This is a genomic window from Bradyrhizobium sp. I71 (assembly GCF_022354745.1).
Classification (GTDB): Bacteria; Pseudomonadota; Alphaproteobacteria; order Rhizobiales; family Xanthobacteraceae; genus Bradyrhizobium; species Bradyrhizobium liaoningense.
This window is the reverse complement of sequence record NZ_CP059398.1, coordinates 2,926,293-2,953,048: the sequence shown is the minus strand read 5'-3', so window position 1 is coordinate 2,953,048 and position 26,756 is coordinate 2,926,293. Positions and strand designations below refer to the sequence as shown.

Here is a 26,756-nt window from a genome sequence, read left to right as displayed (position 1 = left end):
GACTCAAGTTTTCTCGGCGACGACGACGAGGCCGCGCACCGGCTCGTTGTTCTCGATGCGCGGCGAAGCCAGCTCCAGTGTCAGCAGCTCGAGGCCCGCCTTGGCAATCGCGTCGCGGACATATTCCGCTGAATGGGCATAGCGCAGGCCTTCGCCGAGCACGATGCCGCCGCCGTCATGAGTCTCCAGCGTGAAGGCGAGCACGCCGCTGGACGCGAGCACGCGCCTGGCTTCGATGAGCACCGGTGCGAGATCGGAGAGATACACGAAGGCGTCCGCAGCGACGACGAGATTTGCGTTCGCGTCCGCCTTGGTGCGCAAGCCTTCGATCATGTCGGTGATCTCGAGCTCGGCATAGAGGTTGGTCGCGCGGGCCTCCTTGATCATGCGCGGTGACAGGTCGATGCCGATGAAGTGGTCGACCTGCTTGGCGAAGGCGGCGGCCGCAAGCCCGGTGCCGCAGCCGAGATCGATCGTGCGCTTGAAGTAGGCCGGCTTCTTGGCGGCGCCGCGCGCGGCCAGCACCGCCTTGAAGATCAGGCTCGGGCCGCGATAGCCGAGATCGTTGATCAGCGTGTGCTCGAAGCGCGGCGCGTATTGATCGAACAGCGTCTGCACATAGGCCTTGGGCATCTCCGCCATCTCCGCGTCGCCGAGCCGCATCAGGTGCAGGCCGGCGCCGTGCCGGTCCTCGGGATCGGAGTCGAGCGCCTTGCGAAAAGCCGTGATCGCCTTGTCGCGTTCGCCAATCTGCCGGCGGATCTCGCCGAGCGTGAACCAGGCAGAGGTGAAGTTCGGCGCAAGCTCGATCGCCTGCTCCAGCAGGTCCGCGGCCGCCGGCAGATCGCCCTTGAGCTGGAGATCGCGCGCGAACTCGAAACGGCGGTCGGCCATGAGATCGCCGGAGGACAGGAACAGGCGCAGAGGCATCTGGAACCACTCGTCATTGCCGGGCTTGACCCGGCAATCCATCAAAAATCGACTGTTTAGGAGGATGGATGCGCGGGCCCCGCCTCCCAAAAATTGGGATCGGCGGGCTTTTACACCGCCGGGCCGGCGAAGCCTAGCGGAGACGGCAAGCCCGCGCATGACGGGTTAATTTGAAGCGTCAGCTCCCTATATGAACCCCATGCGTCCGCAAGACATCCTGCTGCCAACTGCTGCCGGCCTGTGTTGCAAGCCCGGCGGCTTTCATATCGATCCTGTCCGCGCGGTCGAGCGCGCCGTGATCACCCACGGCCATTCCGACCATGCCCGTGCCGGCCATGGCGCGGTGCTGGCGACACAGGAAACGCTCGACATGATGCGGCTGCGCTACGGCGAGAACTTTGCCGGATCGACGCAAGCCATCCGCTATGGCGAGGAGATCCGGCTCGGCGACGTCCGCGTCAGATTTCACCCGGCCGGCCATGTGCTGGGCTCGGCGCAGGTCGCGGTGACGTGCCAGGACACCTGCATCGTCGCCTCCGGCGACTACAAGGACGCGGCCGATCCGACCTGTGCCCGGTTCGAGCTGGTGCCCTGCGACGTCTTCATCACCGAGGCCACTTTTGGCTTGCCGGTGTTCCGGCATGGCGATGCTAGCGACGAGGTGAAGAAGCTGCTGGCCTCCGTCGCGCTGTTTCCGGAGCGCGCGCATCTGGTCGGCGCCTATTCGCTCGGCAAGGCGCAGCGCGTGATCGCGCTGCTGCGGCAGGCCGGCTATGACGCCCCGATCTACCTGCATGGCGCCATGGAGAAGATCACGCACTACTACCAGAGCCGCGGGATTGAACTCGGCGAGCTGAGGCCGGTGAAGGGCGTGAAGAAGTCGGCGCTTGCCGGCACCATCACGCTGGCGCCGCCCTCGGCGACCTCCGATCTCTGGACGCGGCGTTTTCCCGATCCCGTCACCGCCTTCGCGTCAGGGTGGATGCGCGTGCGCGCCCGGGCGCGCCAGCGCGGCGTGGAATTGCCGCTGGTGATCTCCGACCACGCCGATTGGGACGGCCTTACCTCTACAATCGGCGCGACCGGCGCGGGCGAGATCTGGGTCACTCACGGCCAGGAAGACGCGCTGGTGCATTGGTGCCGAAGCAAGGGCCTGAAAGCGCAGCCGCTCGATCTCGTCGGCTATGGCGACGAGGAGGAGAGCGAGACGCCGATCACGGATGAGGCTGAGGCATGAACCGCTTCGCCGAACTCCTGGACCGTCTCGCCTACGAGCCCGGCCGCAACAACAAGCTGCGGCTGATCGCCGGCTATTTCCGCGAGGTCGGTGATCCCGACCGCGGCTATGCGCTGGCCGCGCTGACCGGCGCGCTCAGCTTCAAGCATGCCAAGCCCGCGCTGATCCGCGATCTCATCGCGGCGCGCACCGACCCGGTGCTGTTCGGGCTCTCCTACGATTATGTCGGCGACCTCTCGGAGACGGTGGCGCTGATGTGGCCGAAGGCGCGAAACAATTCGCAATCTTTTCCGGGCCACCCCTCTCCCCCGCCCTCCCCCGCAAGGGGGGAGGGAGCGCAGCGGGGCGCGGCGCAGCAGACGCGATTTAAAACTGACAGTAGCTTAGCGAGTGATGGACGCACGAGCCCAACCGTTCCCTCCCCCCTTGCGGGGGAGGGGCAGGGAGGGGGGTACTCCGGGCGAGATCCCAACGAGTCCATTCACGCCCGCAATCACAACAACCCACCACCCCCAACGCTCACCGAGGTGGTCACCACGCTACGCATGCTCGGAAAGACCGAGTTGCCGAAGCAGCTCGAGCGCTGGCTTGACGAGCTGGATGAGACCGGCCGCTGGGCGCTGCTGAAGCTCGTCACGGGCGCGCTGCGCATCGGCATCTCCGCGCGCCTCGCCAAGACCGCGGCTGCCGCACTCGGCGACAAGGACCCGCATGAGGTCGAGCTGATCTGGCCGGGCCTCATCCCGCCCTATCTCGACCTGTTCGCCTGGCTGGAGGGACGCGCCGAAAAGCCCGTCAATCGCGATCCCGCGCCGTTCCGGCCCGTGATGCTGGCGCATGCGATCGAGGACACGGATTTCGCGGTGCTCGATCCCGCCGACTACATCGCCGAATGGAAATGGGACGGCATCCGCGTGCAGGCGGTGGCGGGGCGGGACGATCGCGGCCGAATCACGGCGCGGCTCTATTCGCGCACCGGCGAGGACATCACGGGGAGCTTTCCCGACCTCGTGCCGTCGCTGCACCTGCCCGGCGCCATCGACGGCGAGCTCCTGATCCTGCGCGAGGGCCGCGTGCAGAGTTTCAACGTCCTGCAGCAGCGCCTCAACCGCAAGGTCGTCTCGCCGAAGCTGATCAAGGAGTTTCCGATCCACCTTCGCGCCTACGATCTGCTCGGCGACGACGAGAACGATCTGCGCGAGCTGCCTTTTGCCGAGCGACGCGAACGGCTGGAGAGATTCGTTGGGAAGCTCGACGATCCCCGGATCGACCTGTCGCCTACCGTCCCTTTCACAAGCTGGGACGCGCTGACCGCGGCGCGCGCCGATCCGGCGAGCGCAGGTGCCGGCGAGGATGCGGACGCCGTCGAGGGCGTGATGCTGAAGCGGCGCGATGCGCCTTATCTGCCCGGGCGGCCGAAGGGCCAATGGTGGAAGTGGAAGCGCGACCCGCACATCATCGATGCCGTGCTGATGTATGCCCAGCGCGGCCACGGCAAGCGTTCGTCCTATTATTCCGACTACACTTTTGGCGTCTGGACCGAGGGCGAAGGCGGCGACGAACTGGTGCCGGTCGGCAAGGCCTATTTCGGCTTCACGGACGAGGAGCTCCTCCAGATCGACCGCTTCGTCCGCCGCAACACCACGGAAAAGTTCGGCCCCGTGCGTCATGTCGTGCACGAGGGCGACAAGGGGCTCGTGCTGGAGGTCGCGTTCGAGGGCCTGCAACGTTCGCCGCGACACAAGTCCGGCGTCGCCATGCGCTTTCCCCGCATCAGCCGCTTGCGCTGGGACAAGCCGCCGCGCGAGGCCGACCGGCTGGAAACGCTGGAGAAGATGCTGAAAGCGGAAGCGGCGGAGATCGAAATGTGAAGCGTTCGGTCTGGCCGCGACAGCAGTGCACTCCCTCTCCCCCTTGCGGGCAGGGCTATCGCATATGGTGTCACTCGCGAGCTGAGCGCGCGCCTCGTCCTTCGAGACGACCGCTTCGCGGTCTCCTCAGGATGAGGCTAAGTGCCAGCGGCGCCCGCTGAAACTGCCGTCACGCACTCGGTCCTCATCCTGAGGGCCCGCCAAAGGCGGGCGTCTCGAAGGATGGGCCGCGCGGGAGAGGTGACCGAGCCCGCCACCGGCAGCGTCCCCAGATCTCGGCTCCGACGTGATGACGAAATTAAAACACGGTAAGCTGATTGACGCTCGCTTGCGGGTTCCCCATGTGCCTCGCCGTGCCCTATAATGGGGTCGAATCCCCTGAGGAGTTTGCGATGGTCCAAGACGTCAGAGATTTGCCGGCCGGCCGCAGCGACGGCCTGCACCGCTTTCTCGGCGGCTCCCCGCTGGCGGTCGCGTTTCGCCTGGTGCTGCTCTCGATCCTGGTCGGCGTCGTGCTGGCCGCGATCGGCTTCGACCCCTGGAACATCATCTACAGCATTCGTCTCTTGTTCCAGCGTCTCTGGGATCTCGGCTTCGATGCCGTGAACTGGCTGTGGCGCTACTTCCTGCTCGGCGCCGTCATCGTCATCCCGATCTGGCTGCTCTCGCGCGTCTTCGGCGCGCCGCGCGGCCGGTGAGATCTTGAAGGCTCGCGGCCGATGCAATTGCGCTTTGTCGGCTGCGGCGATGCTTTCGGCTCCGGCGGCAGGCTCAACACCTGCTTCCACGTCTCCGGGCGCGAGGCCAACTTCCTGATCGATTGCGGCGCGTCGGCACTGCCGGCGCTGAAGCGGCTCGAGATCGACTGCAACGAGATCGATCTGATCCTGATCACGCATTTCCACGGCGACCATTTCGGTGGGCTACCGTTTGTCCTGCTCGACGCGCAATTCTCGCGGCGGACGCGGCCGTTGACGATCGCGGGTCCGAAAGGCATCGCGGCGCGGCTTGCCCAGGTGATGGAAGCGCTGTTCGAGCATTCCTCGAAGACCAAACAGCGGTTCGAGCTGAACGTGATCGAACTCGCCCCCGAGCAAGGCCAAAGCTTCGGCGCGGTGACGGTGACGCCCTATCCGGTCGTGCACGGCGAATCCGGCGGGCCCTTCCTGGCTTATCGCGTCGAGGCCGAGGGCCGCACGCTCGCGTACAGCGCCGACACCGAATGGACGGAGACGCTCATTCCGCTGGCGCATGGCGCGGACCTTTTCATCGCGGAAGCCTACATGTACGAGAAGGTGGTCAAGAACCATCTCAGCCTGAAGACCTTGGAACAGCACCTGCCCGCGATCGGCGCCAAGCGGCTCGTCCTAACCCATATGAGCGAGGACATGCTGTCGCGCCTGGGCGAAGTGCCGCATCTCGCTGCAGAGGACGGCATGGTGCTCGTGTTCTGACATGCACGCGCCGGTTCATCCCAGGATCAGCTCCCGACAGGTGTTCTCCATCGCGGGACCGGCGATGGTCGCGAACCTGACCACGCCGCTGATCGGCGTGGTCTCGACCACCGCGATCGGACGGCTCGACGATGCCGCGCTGCTCGGCGGCGTCGCGATGGCCTCGGTCATCTTCGACTGCCTGTTCTGGCTGTTCGGCTTCCTGCGCATGAGCACGCTCGCCTTCACCGCACAGGCGCTGGGCGCCGGCGAGACGCGCGAGCAGACCGCGATCCTGGTACGCGGCTTCATCGTTGCCGGCCTGATCGGCACCGGCCTGATCGTGCTGCAACTGCCGCTGACCTCGGTGCTGTTCGACCTGATGGGCGGCAGCGAAGGCGTGACGCGCGCGGCGAAAACCTATTTCATGATCCGGATCTGGTCATCGCCATTCGCCTTCGCCAATTACGTCGTGCTCGGCTGGCTGGTCGGGCAGGCCCGCGCCAATCCCGCCCTCGCGCTCCAGGTCGTCATCAACGTCATCAACATGGTGGCGACGATCCTGCTGGTGCTCGTCTATGACACCGGCATTGCCGGCGCTGCGATCGCCGCGCTGCTCTCGGAGACGATCGGCTTCGTGCTCGGTGTGGTCGTCTGCCGCCGCTATGCGGACGGTGGCTTCAGGGTGCCCCGCGCAACGCTGTTCAATCGCGCAAAACTGATGCGTCTGCTGGCGGTGAACTCCGACATCATGATCCGCACGGCGGCGCTGATCGCCGTGTTCCTGTTCTTCACCGCCAAGGGCGCGCGCGCCGGCGACGTCACGCTGGCGGCGAACTCCGTGCTCAACAATTTCCTCCTGGTCAGCGCCTTCTTCCTCGACGGCCTCGCCAACGCAGCCCAGCAGCTCTGCGGCCGCAGTTTTGGCGCGCGCGACGCCAGGGGATTTGCGGATTCGACCAGGCTGGTGCTGCTCTGGGGCCTCGGCTTCGCGCTGGTCGTCGCCGCGCTGTTCGCGCTGTTCGGCCCGAACCTGATCAATGTCATGACAGCCAGTGAGGACGTTCGCCGCGCCGCGCGCGAGTTCCTGCCGTTCATCGTGCTTGCGCCGATCCCCGGCGTGTTCGCCTTCGGCTTCGACGGTATCTATGTCGGCGCGACCTGGGCGCGCGAGATGCGCAATCTGATGCTGGCATCGCTCGCGATCTTTTTCGGCGTCTGGCTGGCGCTGCAATCGTTCGGCAATGCCGGATTGTGGTGCGCGCTGATCGCGTTCTACGTCGCCCGCGGCGGCTTGCAGGGCGCGCGCTATCCGGCGCTGTATCGGGCGACGTTTTCTTCTCCTTCTCCCCGCTTGCGGGGAGAAGGTTGGGATGAGGGAGAGTCTCCGCAAGGACGGTGAGAGTTGGACGCGCGGAGAGTCCCCCTCACCCGGAATTTGCTTCGCGAATTCCGGCCTCTCCCCGCAAGCGGGGAGAGGCGAAGAGCTACATCCCCGGCCAGTCTTCCGCCGTGAGCGTCGCCGCGTCGGCACCGACGATATCGGAGAGCGAATCCCGGCCCGTGCGGAGCAGCGTCGATGTCAGGTCGCGCTTGATCTCGTCGACGAGGCCGAGACCCTTGTAGACCAGCGACGAATAGAGCTGGATCAGGCTGGCGCCGGCGCGGATCTTCGTCAGCGCGGCGCCGCCCGAGTCCACGCCGCCGACGCCGATCAGCGGGAACGCACCCTCGACGCGCACATAGGTTTCCGCGACCATGCGCGTCGACAGACGAAACAGCGGCCGGCCGGACAGGCCGCCTTGCTCCTTCGCCCGCACCTGCTCACGCAACGTGCTCGGCCGCGCGATCGTGGTGTTCGACACGATCATGCCGTCGACCCGGCGCGAACGCGCGACCTGCACGATGTCGTCGAGCTGGGCAAGGCTCAAATCCGGCGCGATCTTGAGCAGTACGGGCGTGTCGCCCGCCTTCTGGCGCACCCGCTCGCGGGCGTCGATCACGTGTGCGAGGAGATCGTCGAGCAGCGCGCCTTCCTGCAGATTGCGCAGGCCGGGCGTGTTCGGCGAGGAGACGTTGACGGTGAAATAGCTCGCCACCGGCGCAAAGGTCTCGATCAGCTTGACGTAGTCGGCGACACGGTCCGGCGAATCCTTGTTGGCGCCGACATTGACGCCGACGATGCCGCCGTGCTGCGCACGCGCCGCAAGCCGGCGCAACGCAACCTCCGCACCGTCATTGTTGAAGCCCATCCGGTTGATGATCGCCTCGTCGCGCTCGAGCCGGAACAGCCGCGGCCGCGGATTGCCTTCTTGCGGCTTCGGCGTCACCGAACCGATCTCGACGAAGCCGAAGCCGAGTCGCAGCAGCGCGTCCGGAACCTCGGCGCTCTTGTCGAAGCCCGCGGCCATGCCGATCGGATTGGGAAAGTTCAGCCCGAAGGCGCGCACCGCGAGCTTGGGATCATCGGCACGCGGCTTGGCCGGCGGCAGGAAGCGCAGGCCCTGGATCGCGAGGCGATGCGCATCCTCGGGGTCGAGCCAGCGCAGCACCGGCAGCGAAAAGGCGTCGAACGCGCGGATCACGGCAGCAGCTCCGGAACATCGTGACCGCCGTCGGAGCGCATGTTGAGGTTGATCACCGCGATCACCGCGCCGACATCGAGCTCGCCATAGAGATGCGGAAACAGCTCGTCGTTGCGCGAGCGCTCCCAGCGCAGCTCTCTGCCGAGCACGTCGCCGTCGACCTCGACCAGGAACAGCGCGCGCTGCCCGAAATAGTGCTTGCGCAGGGTCTCGGGAACCTGGGCAGCAGTCGAGAAATGGATGAATCCGTCGCGCGCGTCATCCGCGCTGCCCCGGTAGACACCCTGCCGTTCCGCCTCGCGCCAGGCCGAGGCCGGACAGATTTTGTAGATCTTGACCACCGCTTCCGCAGCCTTGTTTGTTCTTTGAGTTTTTTGGGTTTTTTCGTCTCACGCGGGTCCGCAAAACCCGGGCGCGACCGTAAAGGCCGTCCCTTCCGAACTCAAGACCTAGAGTCTTTTCCGTTCCGATGAAATCGGAACGGGGCTCTGGATTGTTGTTTTGACGCATTTTCGAGACGCGAACCGGTACCCACTTCGCCACCTCTTGCGCGAAAAACGGAAAACCGGTTGATTTGAGGATAGTTTTCCTGAGTTGCGACGGGCTGGGCCTTCCATGGTCAGACAAGCCAAAGCGCAGAGGATGCTGACTCACGACCAGATCTGGGCCGCGCTGGATCGGCTGGCGGCGCGCGCCGGATTGTCGCCGTCCGGGCTTGCCAAGCGTGCCGGGCTCGACCCCACCACTTTCAACAGGTCCAAGCGCATCACCGCCGACGGCCGCGAGCGCTGGCCCTCGACCGAATCGATCGCAAAGGCGCTGGCCGCGGCCGGCGCCTCGATCGACAGCTTTGCGAAGTTGATTGACAATGACGGCGCGGGCGACGGGCGCTCGGTGCCGCTGCTCGGCTTCGCGCAGGCCGGGATGAGCGGCGCCTTCGACGAGGCCGGCCTTCCATCCGGCAGGGGCTGGACCGAGATCGCGCTTCCCGCCACCGAGGACGGCCACACTTTTGCGCTGGAGATTTCGGGCAATGCGCTTGCACCCGTCTATCGCGACGGCGACATCGTCCTGGTCTCGCCCGGCGCGCAGATCCGCAAAGGCGATCGCGTGGTGGTGAGGAGCAAGGCGGGCGAGGTGACGGTCGCGACGCTGAAGCGCCGCACTGCAAAGGCGCTGGAGCTTCAGCCGCTCAATGGGACACAGGCCGAACGCGCGCTGGCGGCGAGCGATGTGGCGTGGGTTGCGCGGATCCTGTGGGCGAGCCAGTGATTGCCTTCCGTCGGCATGGTGCCGGGTGGGGTGACACCACCGCGCCGCGGCCCGCAACGGGCGACCTTGCGACTCACCGCTCCTCTTGCATAGGCTGCAGCCGATATTGTCGATCCAGTTTGTCTTTGGGGGGATAAAGATGAATCGCCGTCACGCATTGAAGGCCCTGGCGGGCCTCGCGCTTTGTCCGCTCTGCAAGCCGGCTTTCGCCGCCGAAGGCACGCATTGGAGTTATGAGGGCGTCGGCGGTCCGGCCAAATGGGGCGATCTCGATGCGGCCAACAAGGCCTGCGCGGTCGGCCTGCAGCAGTCGCCGATCGACATCGAGGCGACGATCAAGTCGCAATTGCCCGTTCTGAAGCTGAACTGGGGCAAGAGCGCCGACACCATCGTCAACAACGGGCACACGATCCAGCTCAACTTCGCCGAAGGCAGCAGCTTGATGCTCGGCAACGTCAAGTACAAATTGCTTCAGGTGCACTTCCATCGCCCGAGCGAGCACATGATCGGCGGCAAGAACTTCCCGATGGAGGCGCATTTCGTCCACCGCAACGAGGCCGGCGGGCTCGCCGTGGTCGGCGTGCTGATGACCGAGGGCAGGCCGAACGCAGCCTTCGGCAAGATCGTCAAGACCATGCCGGCAGCGGAAGGACCTGCCGTGAAGGCCGACGCCGCCATCGATCCTCGCGCCATGCTGCCGCAGCGGCTCGGCTATTTCCGCTATCCCGGCTCGCTGACGACGCCGCCCTGCTCGGAAGTGGTGGAATGGCTGCTGCTGACCGACCCGATCCAGGTCGCCAGCGCCGACGTCGCGGCGTTCGCAAAGCTCTATCCAATGAACGCGCGCCCGGTGCAGAAGGACAACCGGCGCTACGTGCTGAGATCGACCTGAGCAAAAGCGGAGGCCCGTAGCCCGGATGAGCGCAGCGACATCCGGGACTGCTTGTGCGGCATGCACAGACCCGGATGTCGCTGCGCTCATCCGGGCTACACGTCCGCGACCTACGTCAAGCGCTCCGCGCCAGCGCGCCGTCGATCATATTCACCGCGTTCTGCACGCCATACACGGCGACGAAGGAGCCGAAGCGCGGGCCCTTCTCCTGGCCGAGCAGGACCTGGTAGAGCATGTTGAACCAGTCGAGCGTGACGCCGGGGCGGCCGTCCTTGCCCTTCTTGACCTGGTCGAGGAACGGTTCGCGGCGGCCGACCTCATAGACGACGTTCTGGATGTCCTCGGCCGAAGCGTCCGGCGCCAACTGCGACAGCGCATCGCGCAGATCCTGGAGTGCGGCGCGCTCGCTGTCTGTCGGCACCCGGAACTGCTTCGTCGGCGCGACGAAGTCGCGATAGTAGTTGATGGCGTAGCCGACCATCGCGTCGAGCTTCGGATGCGTCTGCGGCGTCACGCCGGGACGATAGCGACCGATGAAGCCCCACAGCGTCTCGGCATTCTCCGCATTCGACGACGACACCAGCGTCAGCAGCAGCTGGAAGGTGACGGGCATGTCGCCCTTCGGCGGCTTGCCGTTGTGGATGTGCCAGACCGGATTGCCGAGTTGCTGCTTGCCGTCCTGCTTGGCGAAGCCGTCGATGAACTGCTGATAGTCGTCGACGTTGCGCGGGATGACGTCGAAATACAGCCGCTTGGCCGCCTTCGGCTCGCGATACATGAACAGCGACAGCGATTCCGGCGAGGCATAGCGCAGCCATTCGTCGATGGTGAGGCCGTTACCCTTCGACTTCGAGATCTTCTGGCCCTTCTCGTCGAGGAAGAGCTCGTAGTTGAAGCCTTCGGGCGGCGTGGCGCCGAGCGCCCTGGCGATCGCGCCGGAGAGCTTCACCGAATCGATCAGATCCTTGCCGGCCATCTCGTAGTCGACGCCGAGCGCGACCCAGCGCATGGCCCAGTCGGCCTTCCACTGGCACTTGACGTTGCCGCCGGTGACGGGCGTTTCGACCTCCTGTTTCGTATCAGGATCGACATAGGTCACCGTGCCGGCCGCGACGTCGCGGCGGATCATCGGCACCTGCAGCACGACACCGGTTGTCTTGCTGATCGGAAGGAACGGCGAATAGGTCGCGCGGCGATCGGGACCCAGCGTCGGCAGGATGATCGCCATGATCTTGTCGTAGGCGGCGAGCATCTTGAGCAGCGTCGCGTCGAAGCGGCCCGACGTGTAGTAGTCGGTCGAGCTCGCGAACTCGTAGTCGAAGCCGAAATGGTCGAGGAAGGCGCGAAGCCGCGCATTGTTGTGCGCGCCGAAGCTGTCATGCGTGCCGAAGGGATCAGGCACACGCGTCAGCGGCTTGCCGAGATTGGCTTCCAGCGGCGCTCTGTTCTGCACGTTGTCAGGCACCTTGCGCAGGCCGTCCATATCGTCGGAGAAGGCGAGCAGGCGGGACTTGATCTTGTCCTCGGTCAGCACGCGGAAGGCATGGCGCACCATCGAGGTGCGCGCGACCTCGCCGAACGTGCCGATATGCGGCAGTCCGGAGGGACCGTAACCGGTCTCGAACAGCACCTCGTCCTTCGGGCTCTTCTTCAGCCGCGCGACAATGGCCTTCGCCTGCTCGAACGGCCAGGCGTTGGATTGTTCGGCGAGCGCACGCAGGTCGCTCGGGTTCGCGGCAAGATCGATAACGGACATCATGGGCCTCCGGGCCGCGGAAAATAGCGATTTCCGGGCAGAATGCAATTTTGCGGGGCGACACAGCCGCCTCCGCCGTCATTGCGAGCGAAGCGAAGCAATCCAGACTGTTTCCGTAGCAGCAATCTGGATTGCTTCGTCGCTGCGCTCCTCGCAATGACGGTGAGGAAACAGCGAAACTAGAATCGTAGGGTGAGCAAAGCGTAGCGTGCCCACCATTCATAAGACGTGGGCACGGCGCTTGCGCGCGTTTGCCCACCCTTGTATTAGCCCGATTGGTTATATTGAGCCGTTCCGTGAGGAATGGCCCAGCCCGGGTGGCCGCCCGAGCTGGGTCGCCGTTCGATCGGATCGGTACCCACCGAAGCCTTGAGGGCTGTCAGACGTAGCAAGATCGCGATCGGCACTTCATCGGGACCCGAATGGTTGAACGAACTTTAGGTTCGCATAACAAGGGAGGGATCGACGAAGATGGCCAAGCATACCACGATCTGTGCCGGGATCGATACCGGCAAACGGAAGCTCGATGTGGCGATCGAGGGCAGCCGCGAGCAGTTGCAGGTGACGAACACGGCGGAAGGCCATGAGGCTTTGCTGACGTGGCTGCGACAGCATCGCATCAAACGCGTCGGCATCGAGGCGAGCGGCGGTTACGAACAGGCTGTCGTCGCCGAACTGCGACGCAAGGGGTTTGTGGTTGTGGTGTTTCAGCCGGCTCAGGTCCGAGCCTATGCCACATTCCACTTGCAACGGGCCAAGAACGATAAGATCGATGCCGCTCTTATCGCAACCTGCACCGCCGCGGTGCGGAAGATCCATACCGCTCCCGATCCCCGGTTGCTGCCGTTCGCCGAGCAGCTGACCATGATCGATCAGATCGGTGAGGATATTGCACGCCTCAAAAACAGGATCGAAAGCTGCCGCAATGCGGCGATCAACAAGCTCTGGCAAGAGGATATCGCTCGCCTGGAGCAGCGCGTGAGGGTCGCACTCAAGGCTCTGGTCGCCTCGATCCGCAAGCATCCCGACCTTGCCAAGAGACTTGCCCTGATCAACAGCGTTGACGGCATCGGGCTGCCGACCGCCGTGGCCATCCTGGTGCGTCTGCCTGAGATCGGCCAGATCACGCGGGAGCAAGCTGTCGCTCTCGCCGGCCTTGCGCCCTATGACGACGACAGCGGCGACCGGTCAGGCGTTCGGCATATCGAGGGCGGACGAAAGCGGCTGCGCCGCGCCCTTTATACGGCTTCACTGGCCGCATCGTTTCGATGGAACCCGCAGCTCATCAAGCTCTATCAACGGCTGACTGCGGCTGGAAAGGAACACAAGCAGGCGCTCGTTGCCTGTGCCAGAAAGATGCTCATCTTCGCCAACACAGTGGTGGCTCGCGGCACGCCGTGGTGCGGCGAACCTCCGGTAGGATCATTCCCTGCTTCTTAGTTCGACCGAGACGCGCTTCTTCGTCCCGACCTACGGCTCCCTCATGACGTCGCGCGTAGCGTCCGTCAAGGATGGCCGTCGCTCGCCCCAACATCACCCGATCTGCCGCCAGGCCACGCCTTGACGGACGCGAGCACGGCGTCATCATGGCAGACGCAGGCGATCCGGACGGCGCAAAACACGGCCGCTATTTAATGGTTGCTACGGCAGCTCGCGCGCCGCAAGAGCGCAGGCTAGAACGGACTCACCGAGAAATACCGCAGCCACAGATCGGTGTAGCGGCCTTTTTCCCAGACGCGGAACATCGCCCAGTTCAGGGCTTGGCGCAGCACGTCGTTGCCCTTGCGCACGGCGATGCCGATGCCTTCGCCGAAGAAGCGGCTCTCGACGAAGGGGCCGCCCGAGAAGGCGCAGCAATCGCCGGAATCCGTGCCGTTGATCCAGAACGCCAGCGAGATGGCGTCGCCGAAGATGAAATCGACCTCGCCCCTGCGTAAGGCCGCGCGCATCGCATCGTCACTGGGATAGGCATGCAGTTCGGCGTCGGTGAACATCGCCTTGAGGTAGGCCTCATGCGCGGAGCCGGCGATGACGCCGACCTTCTTGCCCTCGAGATACTCGGGCCGGATCTCCGGCATCACCGCGTCCTTGCGCGAGGCGAAGCGCGCCGGCACGCGGTAATACGGATCGGTGAAGTCGACGCGGGCGCGAAGCTGCGGGCTCACCGCCATCGAGGCGATGATGGCATCGCCCCGGTTGGAGGTGAGCGCGTCGACCAGCGTCTCGAAGCGGCGCATTTGCACCGTGCAGGTGACCTTGATCTCCTCGCAAAGCGCACGGGCGAAATCGACATTGAAGCCGGCCGGATTGCCGTCCGCGCCGGTGAAGTTGAACGGCGGATAGTCGGTCTCGGTCAGGAAGCGGATCACGGTCAGGCGCGACAGGTCGGGCCGCTCTGGTCGCCGGCGCGGGTCCCAGAAGCCGGGCACGGCCTGCGGGGCTGCCTGGGGGGCGACCTGCGGCGCTGCCTGGGGCGTTGCTGGGGGCCGCTTGGCGGGAGCCTGCGCCTCGGCGCCGGGCAGTCCCGTGAGCAGGCAGGCGCCGACGGCCAGTCCCGTCAGCAAGCTACGGGCAGATTTAGACGATTTCGCCTGTTGCGATGGAGCCATCGGCCGGAGATGAACGAATTTCGTTGGGATCGGAGGGCCTTATAGACCATCCCGCCGGGAACGCGAGCCCGGAATGTGGCTGGGTGAAGGTCCCTCGGCCGTCATGCCCGGGCTTGTCCCGGGCATCCACGTACTTTGCCGTCCCGCCCAAGTACGTGGATGGCCGGGTCAAGCCCGGCCATGACGATGTGGAAGCAGTTGGGCCCGAACGCAGCCTTCACAGATACTTCCTCAAATCAGCCGCCGCCTCCTCCGGCGTCCGCTTCAAATTGAACGGCGAAACGAACCTTCCCTCGCGGTCCATCAGATAGATCAGCGCGGTGTGGTCCATGGTGTAGTCGCCGTCCTTGGTCGGGACCTTCTTGGCATAGACCCGGTAGGAGCTGATGACCTTGGCGGTCTCGGCGGGATCGCCGGATAGGCCCTCAAGGTGCGGATCGAAGCTCGACAGATAGTCCTTCATCGTCGCCGGCGTATCACGCTCGGGATCGACCGAGATGAAGACGGCATTGACCTTGTCGGCATCCTTGCCCATTACGCGCAGCACCTCTGAGATCTCGAACAGGGAGGTCGGGCAGACGTCGGGGCAATGAGTGTAGCCGAAGAAGATCAGGGTCGGCTTGCCCTTGAGGCTCTTATCGGTGACGACTTTGCCGTTCTGGTCGGTCAGCTGGAACGGCCCGCCGATCGCGGCCGGCTGCGCCACCTTGCCCAGCCCGCCCATGGCCCAGAACATGATCAGGAGCCCGACAATCAGGCTTGCGGCGAAGGCGGTCGCGATCACCAGCGGACGGGCAGCGGAACTCATGGGCGGAAAACTTCCTGTCGCAGGTCAGAAGCAGGCGGCAAAGCCGGTCCTGATCATTTCGAAGAACACCTGGCTGCCATAGTGGAACCAGAGCGCCAGTGCGCCGATCATCACGACACTGCCGATTGCCGCGCCAGCCCACAGCAGCACGGATGGCATCCGGCCGGCAGTGGGCGAATTGTCCGATAGCCGATGCGCTGGATGCAGTGGTTGAGCCATGACAACGATCGGGACGACGGTCCCGGTTCCCAGGCTTTCAGATAGGCTTTGTGCCGCCTGCGGGCAAGCCGCCGCCGGCGGTGCAAAAGGGTCCCGTCAGGCTGCGAATATCAGTGAAGGAGCTGACCCCGAGCGGATTCGAGCTGCTCGGTTTTTGGGAGCGATCGGCGCGACGGTCTGGCCGTCGAGGCCTGCGCGTCCAGGTAGCAGGGCTTGTACATGGCCTCGAGCTGCTTGCCCCTCAGGAAGAGCATGCGTGGGGTAAGCCCGCCGCGCTGGCCGATCCAGCGCTTCACCTGCGAGGGATACATCGCATAGAGCATCTGGGTTGCTTCGGGATTGGTGATGGCGCGGCCGTTGGAGCCGAAATCCCAGGCGGCGTGGAAGCCGAGCGTCGCATGCGAGGTCACGCAGATCCGGTCGTGCGGGATTGCGCCGAGGACTATGGTGCAGGCGGAAGCGCAAAGGCCGTCGATGATGACGGTCTCGCCCGATTGCCTGAGGTCCTGGTATTTGTCGACGTAGGTTCCAATCCGGCCGCCGCGGTCATCCGCGATCCGAACCACCGCGTGAGACGCCCCCATGCCCGCGATCAGGACAACCGCCGCAAGCAATCCCGTCAGCAACTTCATTGTCCCCGCCCCAGCGAATTCGAATCTGCGTGTCAGGTGGTGATGCACAGCTAGCGTCTGTCGTAACCAAGGTTTTGTCTAGGCAGCCCGGCTCGATCGAAACAAATTCAAATCCAGTGTTGCGTCCGCGCTGCACTCGGCCGGTCTCTATCCCAAAGCGGAACAAGTTAATGAGGTCTTACGCGCCACACCCTTGATCTCAGTTGCAACCGCTGGCTTCAATCCCGGGCAACTACAGGGGGAACTCATGGAGGGGGAAATGCATGGCTGAGGAAACAGACGTCATCGTCGTCGGCGCGGGACTGTCGGGCCTCGTTGCCGCCACTGAGATCGCCGACGCGGGCAGGCGCGTCATCGTCGTGGACCAGGAAGGCGAGCAATCGCTCGGCGGGCAGGCGTTCTGGTCGTTCGGCGGGTTGTTCCTGGTCGATTCGCCGGAGCAGCGGCGGCTCGGCATCAAGGACTCCTTCGACTTGGCCATGCAGGATTGGCTCGGCGCCGCTGGCTTCGACCGCGACGAGGATTTCTGGCCGCGCAAATGGGCCGAGGCCTATGTGGCGTTCGCGGCTGGCGAGAAGCGGGGCTGGCTGCGCGCGATGGGCCATCGCATCTTCCCCGTGGTCGGCTGGGCCGAACGCGGCGGCTATGACGCGATGGGCCACGGCAATTCGGTGCCGCGCTTCCATGTCACCTGGGGCACCGGCCCCGGCATCGTCGAGCCGTTCGAGCGCCGCGCGCGCGAGGCTGCCAAGGGCGGCCGGCTGAGCTTCAGGTTCCGCCATCGCGTCGATGCGCTCTCGATCACCAATGGCACCGTGGATGGCGTCAGCGGCGCCGTCCTTGCGCCCGACACGATCGAGCGCGGCAAGAGCTCCTCCCGCAACGTCGTCGGCGAGTTTGCGCTGAAGGCGCAGGCCGTGATCGTCGCCTCCGGCGGCATCGGCGGCAATCATGAGCTGGTGCGGCAGAACTGGCCGAAGCGGTTGGGTGAGCCGCCGAAATTCATGATCTCCGGCGTGCCCGAGCATGTCGACGGCCGCATGATCGGCATCACGGAAACGACCGGCGCGCGGCTGATCAATCGCGACCGGATGTGGCACTACGTCGAGGGCATCCAGAATTGGAATCCGATCTGGCCGCGCCACGGTATCCGCATCCTGCCCGGCCCGTCGGCGATGTGGTTCGACGCCACGGGCACGCGGCTGCCGGCGCCGCTGTTCCCGGGCTCCGACACGCTCGGCCAGCTCAAATACATCATGTCCACAGGGTATGATTATTCCTGGTTCATCCTGACCCAGAGCATCATCAAGAAGGAGTTCGCGCTGTCGGGCTCGGAGCAGAACCCCGACCTGACCGGCAAGAGCTGGCGCATGACCTTGCGCCGGGCCACCAACAAGGGCGCGCCGGCGCCGGTGGAGGCGTTCAAAAGCCATGGTATCGACTTCATCGTCCGCGACAAGCTCGATGAGCTCGTTGCGGCCATGAACAAGCTCGCCGGCAGCGATCTCCTGAGGCTCGAGCACATCAAGATGCAGATCGAGGCGCGCGACCGCGAGATCGCCAATCCTTACGTCAAGGATGCGCAGGTCATGAACATCCACAATGCGCGCCGCTACATCGGCGACAAGTTGATCCGCACCGCCTCCCCGCACCGCATCCTCGATCCCGCGCATGGGCCGCTGATCGCGGTGAAGCTCAACATCCTCACCCGCAAGACGCTGGGCGGCTTCGAGACCGATCTCGACTCCCGCGTGTTCGGGGAAGAGGGCCGCGTCATTCCCGGCCTCTATGCCGTCGGCGAGGCCGCCGGCTTCGGTGGTGGCGGCATGCATGGCTACCGCTCGCTGGAGGGTACTTTTCTTGGCGGCTGCCTGTTCTCGGGCCGCAATGCGGGCCGTGCCGCCGCCAAGGCGGTGGGCTAGATCGTGCGGCGATGGATGCTCATCGCGGCGCTGGCCGCTTCATTGGCGGCAGCTTCAGCGGCGTCCGCCGATACGATCGACGTCAACGGCGTGAAGCGCTCCTACACCGCGCAACTGCCGGCCAAGAGGCCTGCACCGCTCGTGATCGTGCTGCATGGCAAGACCCAGCGTGGCGCCGACATGGTCACGCGGACGTCCTGGCCGCAGGTGGCAAAGCGCGAGGGCCTGGCCGTGGTCTTTCCGGACGGGCTCAGCAATGCATGGGCGGACGCGCGCACGAAGGCGGGGCCTGCCCTGCGTGGACCCCCGGCGGGGACCGATGACGTCGGCTTCATCGCAAAGCTCGCCGAGAAGCTGGTGGCCGACGGTACGGCCGATGCAAGGCGCGTCTTCGTCGCGGGCATCTCCAATGGCGGCGCCATGGCGATGACCATGGCCTGTGCGCGCGCCGATTTGTTTGCGGCAGCTGCGAGTGTGATCATGAATCTCACCGACGAGGCCGCCGTCACGTGCCATCCGTCGCGGCCGGTCCCGATGCTGCTCATGAACGGCACCGCCGACCTGCTGGTCCCCTACGGCGGTGGACACGGAACGAGCTATTTTGCCGCAGACGGATTCTGGTCGACCGACGAGACGCTGGCGTTCTGGCGCAGGCTCAATGGCTGCGAGACCGACGACGCCGAGACGACTGATTTGCTGGACAGGGCGCCCGCAGACCATTCCACGGTCACGCGGATCTCCTCACGCTGTCCCCGGGGGCACGACGTCGTGCTCTATCGTGTCAACCATGGCGGCCATCGCGTGCCCGGATTTTCTCCGGATGCCCGCTTCCCGAAGGTCGCCGCCGGCCTGCTGGGGCCGCAGAACGCTGACATCGACGCTGCCGAGACGATCTGGACGTTCTTCAGCCAGTTTCCGTAAAGCGACGCTTGCATCGGCGGCGACGCATCCGCCGCACCGACGCATGCGCGCCCGGCCACGCATGCGTGCCCGGGGTGGCAGAGCGCGAGGTGCTGGGCTAGACAGGGCCGCCATTCCACCAGGAGATCCCCAATGAGCATTCAGCGTTTTGAAACCGGTCCGCGCATGAGCCAGGTCGTCGTGCACGGCAACACCGTCTATCTCGCCGGCGTCGTCGCGAACAAGGCGGCCGGCGAAAGCGTGACGAAGCAGACCCAGGACATCCTGGCGACCATCGACGGCCACCTCGCCAAGGCCGGCACCGACAAGTCGAAGCTGCTGTCGGCAACGATCTACATCACCGACATGAAGACCTTCGGCGAGATGAACGCGGTGTGGGACGCCTGGGTGTCGCCCGGCAACACCCCGGCGCGCGCCACCGTCGAAGCCAAGCTGGCTGCCCCGCAATACACCGTCGAGATCATGGTGACGGCGGCGAAGTAGTCTTGGCTGCATCAGGATGCGGCAGAAGCGCGATGAGAAGATCATCGCGCTTCTGTTTTTTTGGGGCGCATGATCTCCGAGGTAATCGATCGGCGCGCGTGAACCTTCGAGAGTGACGGTCGACCGAACACGGCGCCATCGAAGGAGAGCAGCATGACCGACCCCACCACCATCGCCCACCGCTACATCGAGCTCTGGAACGAGCGCACGGCCGGCCGACGTCGCGAACTGCTCAGCGAAAGCTGGACGACGGATGCGAGCTATGTCGATCCCTTGATGAAGGGCGACGGCCGGGCCGGCATCGAGGCACTGATCGCGGGCGTGCAGCAGCGCTTTCCCGATTTCAGATTCAAGCTGATCGGCGAGCCCGACGGCTATGGCGATCACATCCGCTTTTCGTGGGGACTTGGTCCTGATGGCGCCGACAGCCCGATCAAGGGCACCGATTTTGCCGTGCTGAAGGACGGGCGCATCAGCAGGGTGACCGGATTTCTGGACCAGGTGCCGACCGGGGCGTGAGACGGTTGGCCCTCCTTGTGGGCGGATTTGAACTTCCGCATGAGGGCGTCATGCCCGGGCTTGTCCCGGGCATCCACGTTCTTTGTGCTGCGGGAAAAGACGTGGATGGCCGGGACAAGCCCGGCCATGACGATGTGGAGACCAGCGTGCCTCAAACGGACAGCGCATACGCATCTGCCCTCCGTGCAAGGTGAGGAGGGCGCCCCCCTCGACGAAGCCACCCCTACGGCTTACCTGTCATGCCGTGCCGCCCCGTATCCTCCAAACATCGGCCGAGCCGGCCGCGCTGCTGCCGGATCGCTTCCAGGCGTGGTTCGCAGCCCGCGGCTGGTCGCCGCGCGCGCATCAGCTGGCGCTGCTGGAAAAGGCGCGCGAGGACCGCTCGGCACTTCTGATTGCTCCGACCGGAGCCGGCAAGACGCTCGCCGGGTTTCTGCCGACGCTGGTGGAGCTGTCGGCGCAGTCGGTCGAACGGGACGCGGGCGCGAAGAAGAACCTCGTCTCTACCGGCCGCAGCGTGCAACGCGCCGGCGGCCTGCACACCCTCTACATCTCGCCGCTCAAGGCGCTCGCCGTCGACATCGCGCGCAATCTGGAGCGGCCGATCGCGGAGATGGCGCTGCCGGTCAAGGTCGAGACCCGCACCGGCGACACGCCGGTGTCGCGGCGGCAGCGGCAGCGGCGCTATCCGCCGGACGTGTTGCTGACAACACCCGAGCAGCTCGCACTGCTGCTCTCCTCCGACGACGCACCGTTCCTGTTTTCCTCCCTGAAGCGCATCGTGCTCGACGAGCTGCATGCGCTGGTGACGTCCAAGCGCGGCGATCTGCTCTCGCTCGGACTGGCGCGGCTCTGGCGCCTCGCGCCGCAGATGCGCGCGATCGGCCTGTCGGCGACCGTGGCCGAGCCGGATCAGCTCGCGCGCTTCCTGGTGCCGCAGCCCGACGGCAAGGAAGCCGCTGCCGACATCGTCGTCGCCGGCGGAGCCGCGCCGCCCGTGGTCGAGATGCTCGATACGCGCGAGCGGCTGCCCTGGGCCGGCCACAGCGCGCGCCACGCGCTCCCCGAGATCTACGAGCTGATCAAGGCGAACAAGACCACGCTGGTCTTCGTCAACACCCGTAGCCAGGCCGAGATGCTGTTCCAGAATCTCTGGAGCATGAACGACGACGGCCTTGCCATCGCGCTGCATCACGGTTCGCTCGACGTCGCCCAGCGCCGCAAGGTCGAGGATGCCATGTCGGCGGGCAGACTGCGCGGCGTGGTCTGCACCTCCTCGCTCGACCTCGGCGTCGACTGGGGCGATGTCGATCTCGTCGTCAATATCGGTGCGCCCAAGGGCTCCTCGCGCCTGATGCAGCGCATCGGCCGCGCCAACCACCGCCTCGACGAAGCCTCGCGCGCCGTGCTGGTGCCGGCCAACCGCTTCGAGGTGCTGGAGTGCCGCGTCGCCATCGATGCCATTGCGGAGAACGCGCAGGATACGCCGCCGCTGCGCCTGGGGGCGCTCGACGTCCTGGCCCAGCACGTGCTCGGCTGCGCCTGCGGCGAGCCGTTCCTCTCCGATGATCTCTACCGCGAGGTCCGCACCGCCGCGCCCTATGCCGACCTGTCGCGACAGGATTTCGACGATGTCGTCGATTTCGTCGCCTCCGGCGGTTACGCGCTGAAGACCTATGAGCGCTTCGCCCGCATCAAGCAGGACAAGGAGGGCCGCTGGCGCGTCGCCAATCCAAAGGTGCGGCAGAGCTACCGCATGAATGTCGGCACCATCGTCGAGGACGACATGCTGAAGGTGCGGCTGGTACGCTCGCGCGGCGGAGGCCAGGGAAAGGCAGGCGGCTCGACCGGGGTGATCGCGCGCGGTGGCAGACTGCTCGGCGAGATCGAGGAGGCCTTCATCGAGGGCCTCAGCCCCGGCGATACCTTCGTGTTCTCAGGCGAGGTGGTGCGCTACGAGGCCCTGGTCGAGGACCAAGTCTATGTCTCGCGCGCGCATGACAAGGACCCGAAGGTGCCGTCCTATATGGGCGGCAAGTTCCCGCTTTCGACCTATCTGGCCGAGCGCGTGCGCCGCCTGCTCGACGACAGCCGCGCTTGGGGCGGCTTGCCGGAGCAGGTGCGCGACTGGCTGTCGCTGCAGAAGGACGTTTCGCGCGTGCCGGCGGTGCGGGAACTCCTGGTCGAGAGCTTTCCACGCGCCAACAAGCATTATCTGGTCTGCTATCCCTTCGAGGGGCGTCTCGCGCATCAGACCCTCGGCATGCTGCTGACGCGGCGGCTGGAGCGCGCCCGCGCGAGGCCGCTCGGCTTCGTCGCCAATGAATATGCCGTGGCGATCTGGGCGCTCGGCGATCTCTCCTTCATGATCCGCGACGGCCGGATCGACCTCGATGCGCTGTTCGACCCCGATATGCTCGGCGACGACCTCGAGGCCTGGCTCGCCGAATCCGCGCTGATGAAGCGCACCTTCCGCAACTGCGCCATCATCTCCGGCCTGATCGCGCGCCGCCACACCGGCGAAGAGAAGAGCCGCCGTCAGGTGCTGTTCTCGACCGATCTCGTCTACGACGTGCTGCGCAAGCACCAGGCCGACCACGTGCTGCTGCGCGCCGCGCGTGCCGATGCCGCCACCGGCCTGCTCGACCTGCGCCGTCTCGGCGACATGCTGGCCCGAATCCACGGCCGCATCACGCACCGGGAACTCGACCGCGTCTCCCCGCTGGCCGTCCCCGTGATGCTGGAAATCGGCCGCGAGTCAGTCTATGGCGAAGCTGCAGACGAGCTCCTGGCCGAAGCCGCCGACGAACTCGTCAAAGAGGCAATGTCGTAGACTGCTGCAGCAATGTTTTTTGGGGGCTCAATTCTCTCCACGTCATGCCCGGGCTTGTCCCGGGCATCCACGTCCTTGTCTCTGCGGCAAGAACGTGGATGGCCGGGACAAGCCCGGCCATGACGGAGAATGTGGCGGTATCGATAACTTCGACGCGGCACGTTGACGTCGCAGGCATTGCGCTGCACGCCGATCTCTCCGGCGCGTTGTTCTGGGAAGAGCAGCGCCTGCTCGTCGTCTCCGACCTGCATCTGGAAAAGGGTTCGAGCTTCGCTATGCGCGGCGTGCTGCTGCCGCCTTACGATACCTTCGCGACGCTCGGCCGGCTCGCCGCCGTCATCGCCCGCCATGATCCGCGAATTGTCGTCGCGCTCGGTGACAGCTTTCATGACCGCACCGCGCATGAGCGCCTGTCGCCCGACGATCGCAATGCCGTCGCTGCGCTCCAGGGCGGCCGCGACTGGATCTGGATCTCGGGCAATCACGATCCCATGCTGCCGCGCGATCTCGGCGGCACCGTCGCGGACGAGGTCACGATCGGCCCGATCACCTTCCGCCACGAGCCGACCGGCGCAAGCGGCGAGATCGCCGGCCATCTGCATCCGAAGGCGCGCGTGTCCGCGCGCGGTCGCTCGATGGAGCGCCGCTGTTTCGCCAGTGACGGGATGCGTGCCGTGATGCCCGCCTTCGGCGCCTATGCCGGCGGCCTCAGCATCCGCGACGCTGCCTTCGCCAGGATCTTTCCGAGGAACGGCTTCGTCGCCCATCTGCTCGGCGACCGCCGGGTCCACGCCATCGCGGCCTCGCGCTGTTACTGAGACCGGCCGCACCTCGGAACAAATTAAGAACACTTTAGCAAGTCTTTGATATATCATTGTGATTCGGCGCTTCGCCGACACAATATCTAGCGTCTGTCCGACTTTGCGAGGACTACATGTCCACCGTTGCCTTCGACCAATTTGCCCTTACCCGGATCGCCGATTTCGCGCGCTCGCTGTCACGGCTGCATCAGGCGGCCCGGCGCTACGCCGTCGACGACGACCAGTTCGATCGCGAATTCAACGCGGTGTGCCAGTCGATCTGGGGCTACACCATCGACGACATCAGCGACGATCTGTTCTCGATCGAGGATCATCAGTTTCTCGACACGCTGGACGAGGCCCATGCGCGCATCTTCGCGGCCGAGCGGGGTTACGACCTTGTCGACGAAGCGGGCATGCTGACCGATTGGTGGGGCTTTTGCTGGATGATCCTCGCCGAGAAGCGCGGCCTCCTGACGCCGGAAAACCGCGCCGCCGCGCGCGCGGCGATCGAGGAGAAATATCTGGCAGCGCCGAACGTGATCGGGGTGATTATCGGGAGGTGACGGCTGGATTGCCGTCATTCCGGGTTCGCTGCTGTCGCATCGCCCCCGGGAATGACGATCCATTGTGTTAATCGAGCCCCGCGCGCTTCGCCGGCTTGGCGGCCGTTTTCGGCACCGTCACGTCAGGCAGCACCTCGCGCACGATCTCGGCGGGGGCCGGAGCGTCCGTCGACACCGTCTCTGCCCGCACCGGCGCCACTTTCATCTCGCCGAGGCGCGCGCGGACCTGGGCGGTGAGGCCGGGATAGGAGGCAACCGGGGTGAAGTCCGCAGCCTGGTCGTTGCCGACGCGGATGCCGGTATAGGCGACGAGGCCGTCGGTGGTGGCGATCACGTCGCCGGCCTTCAGCGACGAATCCAGCGCAAGATCGACCGGGGCGAGGCCGACCGGATCACGGCCGTTGCAGGTACAGTCGGCGCGCAGCGCCTTGCGATAGGCGAACGCGTTCTCGCTGTCGGCGTAGCGCTCGCCGGTCTGCGAATAGGCACCGTCGATGCTGGATCCAAAATAGACCTTTGTGGCGGTGGCAGGGCAGAAGGCCTGACACATCTGCGCTGGCGAGACCATGCCTCGCATCAGCGGGAAATACTTGCCATCGCAGCTGCGCACGCAGAAAGCCGGGCCCGAGCCACCGGCTGCGGCCGAGCGTGTCGGCGGTACATATTGCGGATTCTGCTGGCCTGTGAAGGGATCGGAGGAAGAGTTCGGCTGCTGTGGCTGCGGCCGCTGCATTCCGCCGAACAGGAAGTCGAACAGGCCTTCGGCCGAAACCGGGGCCGGGGCCACAAGCATGGGAACCGCAACCATCACGGCTGCGAGCATCGCGCGACGCTGCGTATGGGACAACTCTGTACGCACAGCTCACTCCACCCGACGCTACGGAACCGGTCAGGACCGTTCGAGGTCTCCAGCACACGATTCAACGTAATGCGCGATGGTAAATGAGCGGTTGCGTGGAGGCGGTTTCAAGACGAGGCGGTGATCTCTTTATGGCCGCGCGCAGCTTTCACGGACGGCGTTGCTCCCGGGGCACGCTCGGGCGTGCCGACGGAGAATCAATCGTCCTCTCTTACGCCTTCAGGAACTCCGACGCCTTGTACAGCGAGCGGAACGGCAGGCCGGCCGCACCGAAGGTGTCGGTGGCGCCTTCCTCGCGGTCGACCATGGTGAGCACCAGCACCACATTGGCGCCGGCTTCGCGCACCGATTCCACCGCCTTCATCGCCGAACCGCCCGTGGTGGTGACGTCCTCGACGATCACGACGCGCTTGCCCGCCAGCGTCTCGCCCTTGGGCAGGCCTTCGATCGCGAGCTTGGCGCCGTGCTCTTTCGGCTTCTTGCGCACGAAGAAGGCCGCGATCGGATGGCCCTTGATCCAGGAGATCTGCGCCAGCGCGCCGGCGAGCGGCACGGCGCCCATCTCCAGCCCACCGATGAAGTCGAGCTGATCGTCCTTGAGCGCCTCATAGGTCAGCTCGGCAAGCAGCGTCGCGCCTTCAGGGTCGAGCATGGTCGGCTTGAGGTTGAAGTAGAAATCGCTCTTGCGGCCCGACGCGAGCGTCACCTCGCCGCGGCCGAATGAGCGCCGGCGGATGATTTCGAACAGGCGGGCGCGGGAGGCAGATTTCGACACGGCGGTCCCTCGAACAGCGTCTTTGGTGGAGGCGGAATTTATCCGGCACAGTCGCGACATTCCAGAGGGGGCGTCTCCCGTCAACAGGGATCGGCCATCCCGGACCGCCGGTTGTGGGGGCGCAACCTTCTGGAGTAGTTGAGGGGGCAAGCCTCCTGGGGAAGGAAACGGAATGACCATCGAGCTTTACACCTGGAACACGCCGAACGGCCGCAAGATCTCGGTCGCGCTGGAGGAGATGGGGCTGCCCTACAAGGTGATCCCGGTGAACATCACCAAGGGCGAGCAGATGACGCCCGAGTTCCTCAAGCTCTCCCCCAATAACAAGATTCCCGCGATCGTCGATCCCGAGGGCCCCGACGGCAAGCCCGTCAGCATCTTCGAATCGGGCGCGATCCTGCTTTATCTCGGCGAAAAGACCGGCAAATTCCTGCCGAAATCGCTGAGCGAGCGGATTCCCGTCTACGAATGGCTGATGTGGCAGATGGGCGGCTTCGGCCCGATGCCGGGCCAGGTGCACCATTTCATCGCGCTGGAGAATGAGCAGGAGCGCGCTTACGGCCTGAAGCGCTTCATGGCGGAGACGCGCCGGCTCTACGGCGTGCTGGACCGGCGGCTCGAGGGGCGCGACTTCGTCGCCGGCGAGCTCTCGATTGCCGATTTTGCCATCCTGGGCTGGGCCTGGCGCCACCCTCGCCACAAGGTTGATCTGGCCGACTTCCCCAACGTCAAGCGCTGGTACGAGGCGCTGATGGCGCGCCCGGCGGTGAAGCGCGGGATGGAAGCGAAGCTGGATTGAGGTTTCTTCTCCCTCTCCCCTTGTGGGCGAGGGTG

Annotated in this window: 26 protein-coding genes; 16 read left to right on the top strand and 10 right to left on the bottom strand. The window is 65.4% G+C overall.

Annotated features, from left to right (window positions below; translation table 11 throughout):
* Positions 1 to 3: 3 nt before the first annotated feature.
* The gene (locus FJV43_RS14485; protein WP_239627914.1) at positions 4 to 930 is read right to left on the bottom strand and encodes a methyltransferase domain-containing protein; all 927 of its coding nucleotides are present in this window, start codon (positions 928 to 930) and stop codon (positions 4 to 6) included.
* A gap of 199 nt (positions 931 to 1,129) precedes the next feature.
* Here FJV43_RS14485 and FJV43_RS14480 point away from each other — a divergent pair, with 199 nt between their 5' ends.
* The 5 genes from FJV43_RS14480 to FJV43_RS14460 all read left to right on the top strand — a co-directional run bounded on the left by FJV43_RS14480 (position 1,130) and on the right by FJV43_RS14460 (position 6,873).
* A complete protein-coding gene (locus FJV43_RS14480) occupies positions 1,130 to 2,167 on the top strand; it encodes a ligase-associated DNA damage response exonuclease (RefSeq protein WP_239627912.1) in 1,038 nt (345 codons plus the stop codon).
* Complete coding sequence (locus FJV43_RS14475) at positions 2,164 to 4,038, top strand: ATP-dependent DNA ligase (protein WP_239627911.1); 1,875 nt, start codon at positions 2,164 to 2,166, stop codon at positions 4,036 to 4,038. The genes FJV43_RS14480 and FJV43_RS14475 overlap by 4 nt, the downstream gene beginning before the upstream one ends.
* Positions 4,039 to 4,430: 392 nt before the next feature.
* Positions 4,431 to 4,736, top strand: a complete 306-nt coding sequence (locus FJV43_RS14470) for a DUF6460 domain-containing protein (RefSeq protein WP_197949184.1) — start codon at positions 4,431 to 4,433, stop codon at positions 4,734 to 4,736.
* A 21-nt stretch (positions 4,737 to 4,757) separates the two neighbouring features.
* Positions 4,758 to 5,492: an MBL fold metallo-hydrolase gene (locus tag FJV43_RS14465; RefSeq protein ID WP_239627909.1), complete on the top strand. Its 735-nt coding sequence runs from the start codon at positions 4,758 to 4,760 to the stop codon at positions 5,490 to 5,492.
* 1 nt (position 5,493) lies between these two features.
* Entirely contained in the window at positions 5,494 to 6,873 is a 1,380-nt protein-coding gene (locus FJV43_RS14460) for an MATE family efflux transporter (RefSeq protein WP_239627907.1), read from the top strand.
* 85 nt (positions 6,874 to 6,958) lie between these two features.
* Here FJV43_RS14460 and FJV43_RS14455 read toward each other — a convergent pair whose 3' ends face one another.
* Positions 6,959 to 8,056, bottom strand: coding sequence for a quinone-dependent dihydroorotate dehydrogenase (locus FJV43_RS14455; RefSeq protein ID WP_028181548.1), 1,098 nt, complete (start codon positions 8,054 to 8,056; stop codon positions 6,959 to 6,961).
* Positions 8,053 to 8,397 carry a DUF952 domain-containing protein gene (locus FJV43_RS14450; protein WP_239627905.1) on the bottom strand — a complete coding sequence of 115 codons (345 nt, stop codon included), beginning with the start codon at positions 8,395 to 8,397 and terminating at the stop codon, positions 8,053 to 8,055. The genes FJV43_RS14455 and FJV43_RS14450 overlap by 4 nt, the downstream gene beginning before the upstream one ends.
* A gap of 274 nt (positions 8,398 to 8,671) precedes the next feature.
* Here FJV43_RS14450 and FJV43_RS14445 point away from each other — a divergent pair, with 274 nt between their 5' ends.
* Together FJV43_RS14445 and FJV43_RS14440 are read left to right on the top strand one after the other, a co-directional pair.
* Positions 8,672 to 9,328 (top strand): helix-turn-helix transcriptional regulator, encoded by a 657-nt coding sequence (locus FJV43_RS14445; RefSeq protein ID WP_239627903.1) that lies wholly within the window; start codon positions 8,672 to 8,674, stop codon positions 9,326 to 9,328.
* Between the two features lie 139 nt (positions 9,329 to 9,467).
* Entirely contained in the window at positions 9,468 to 10,220 is a 753-nt protein-coding gene (locus FJV43_RS14440) for a carbonic anhydrase family protein (RefSeq protein WP_239627901.1), read from the top strand.
* A gap of 115 nt (positions 10,221 to 10,335) precedes the next feature.
* Here FJV43_RS14440 and FJV43_RS14435 read toward each other — a convergent pair whose 3' ends face one another.
* A complete protein-coding gene (locus FJV43_RS14435; RefSeq protein WP_239629426.1) occupies positions 10,336 to 11,976 on the bottom strand; it encodes a lysine--tRNA ligase in 1,641 nt (546 codons plus the stop codon).
* A gap of 471 nt (positions 11,977 to 12,447) precedes the next feature.
* Here FJV43_RS14435 and FJV43_RS14430 point away from each other — a divergent pair, with 471 nt between their 5' ends.
* A complete protein-coding gene (locus tag FJV43_RS14430; RefSeq protein WP_239620704.1) occupies positions 12,448 to 13,416 on the top strand; it encodes an IS110 family transposase in 969 nt (322 codons plus the stop codon).
* A gap of 233 nt (positions 13,417 to 13,649) precedes the next feature.
* Here the strand turns inward: FJV43_RS14430 and FJV43_RS14425 are convergent, their stop codons facing one another.
* The 4 genes from FJV43_RS14425 to FJV43_RS14410 form a co-directional block, all read right to left on the bottom strand.
* Entirely contained in the window at positions 13,650 to 14,585 is a 936-nt protein-coding gene (locus tag FJV43_RS14425) for a transporter substrate-binding domain-containing protein (protein WP_239627899.1), read from the bottom strand.
* A gap of 217 nt (positions 14,586 to 14,802) precedes the next feature.
* Entirely contained in the window at positions 14,803 to 15,393 is a 591-nt protein-coding gene (locus FJV43_RS14420) for an SCO family protein (protein ID WP_239627897.1), read from the bottom strand.
* 24 nt (positions 15,394 to 15,417) lie between these two features.
* The gene (locus tag FJV43_RS14415) at positions 15,418 to 15,612 is read right to left on the bottom strand and encodes a hypothetical protein (protein WP_239627895.1); all 195 of its coding nucleotides are present in this window, start codon (positions 15,610 to 15,612) and stop codon (positions 15,418 to 15,420) included.
* 110 nt (positions 15,613 to 15,722) lie between these two features.
* The gene (locus tag FJV43_RS14410; protein ID WP_239627894.1) at positions 15,723 to 16,244 is read right to left on the bottom strand and encodes a hypothetical protein; all 522 of its coding nucleotides are present in this window, start codon (positions 16,242 to 16,244) and stop codon (positions 15,723 to 15,725) included.
* Positions 16,245 to 16,507: 263 nt separating this feature from the next.
* Here FJV43_RS14410 and FJV43_RS14405 point away from each other — a divergent pair, with 263 nt between their 5' ends.
* From FJV43_RS14405 to FJV43_RS14375, 7 genes are all read left to right on the top strand, one after another.
* Entirely contained in the window at positions 16,508 to 18,166 is a 1,659-nt protein-coding gene (locus tag FJV43_RS14405; protein ID WP_239627892.1) for an FAD-binding dehydrogenase, read from the top strand.
* A gap of 3 nt (positions 18,167 to 18,169) precedes the next feature.
* Positions 18,170 to 19,087, top strand: coding sequence for a PHB depolymerase family esterase (locus FJV43_RS14400; RefSeq protein ID WP_239627890.1), 918 nt, complete (start codon positions 18,170 to 18,172; stop codon positions 19,085 to 19,087).
* 132 nt (positions 19,088 to 19,219) lie between these two features.
* Positions 19,220 to 19,570: a RidA family protein gene (locus FJV43_RS14395; RefSeq protein WP_027575148.1), complete on the top strand. Its 351-nt coding sequence runs from the start codon at positions 19,220 to 19,222 to the stop codon at positions 19,568 to 19,570.
* 153 nt (positions 19,571 to 19,723) lie between these two features.
* The gene (locus tag FJV43_RS14390) at positions 19,724 to 20,089 is read left to right on the top strand and encodes a nuclear transport factor 2 family protein (protein WP_239627887.1); all 366 of its coding nucleotides are present in this window, start codon (positions 19,724 to 19,726) and stop codon (positions 20,087 to 20,089) included.
* A 244-nt stretch (positions 20,090 to 20,333) separates the two neighbouring features.
* Complete coding sequence (locus FJV43_RS14385) at positions 20,334 to 22,922, top strand: ligase-associated DNA damage response DEXH box helicase (RefSeq protein ID WP_239627885.1); 2,589 nt, start codon at positions 20,334 to 20,336, stop codon at positions 22,920 to 22,922.
* 119 nt (positions 22,923 to 23,041) lie between these two features.
* Positions 23,042 to 23,740 (top strand): ligase-associated DNA damage response endonuclease PdeM, encoded by a 699-nt coding sequence (gene pdeM / locus FJV43_RS14380; protein ID WP_239627883.1) that lies wholly within the window; start codon positions 23,042 to 23,044, stop codon positions 23,738 to 23,740.
* Positions 23,741 to 23,856: 116 nt separating this feature from the next.
* Positions 23,857 to 24,288: a hypothetical protein gene (locus tag FJV43_RS14375; RefSeq protein WP_239627881.1), complete on the top strand. Its 432-nt coding sequence runs from the start codon at positions 23,857 to 23,859 to the stop codon at positions 24,286 to 24,288.
* Between the two features lie 67 nt (positions 24,289 to 24,355).
* On the opposite strand, the gene FJV43_RS14370 is transcribed toward FJV43_RS14375, so the two are convergent.
* Complete coding sequence (locus FJV43_RS14370) at positions 24,356 to 25,111, bottom strand: DUF2865 domain-containing protein (protein ID WP_239629425.1); 756 nt, start codon at positions 25,109 to 25,111, stop codon at positions 24,356 to 24,358.
* Between the two features lie 247 nt (positions 25,112 to 25,358).
* Positions 25,359 to 25,922 (bottom strand): orotate phosphoribosyltransferase, encoded by a 564-nt coding sequence (gene pyrE, locus FJV43_RS14365; RefSeq protein WP_028176382.1) that lies wholly within the window; start codon positions 25,920 to 25,922, stop codon positions 25,359 to 25,361.
* Positions 25,923 to 26,094: 172 nt separating this feature from the next.
* Here pyrE and FJV43_RS14360 point away from each other — a divergent pair, with 172 nt between their 5' ends.
* Positions 26,095 to 26,721: a glutathione binding-like protein gene (locus tag FJV43_RS14360; protein ID WP_239627879.1), complete on the top strand. Its 627-nt coding sequence runs from the start codon at positions 26,095 to 26,097 to the stop codon at positions 26,719 to 26,721.
* Positions 26,722 to 26,756 lie beyond the last annotated feature (35 nt).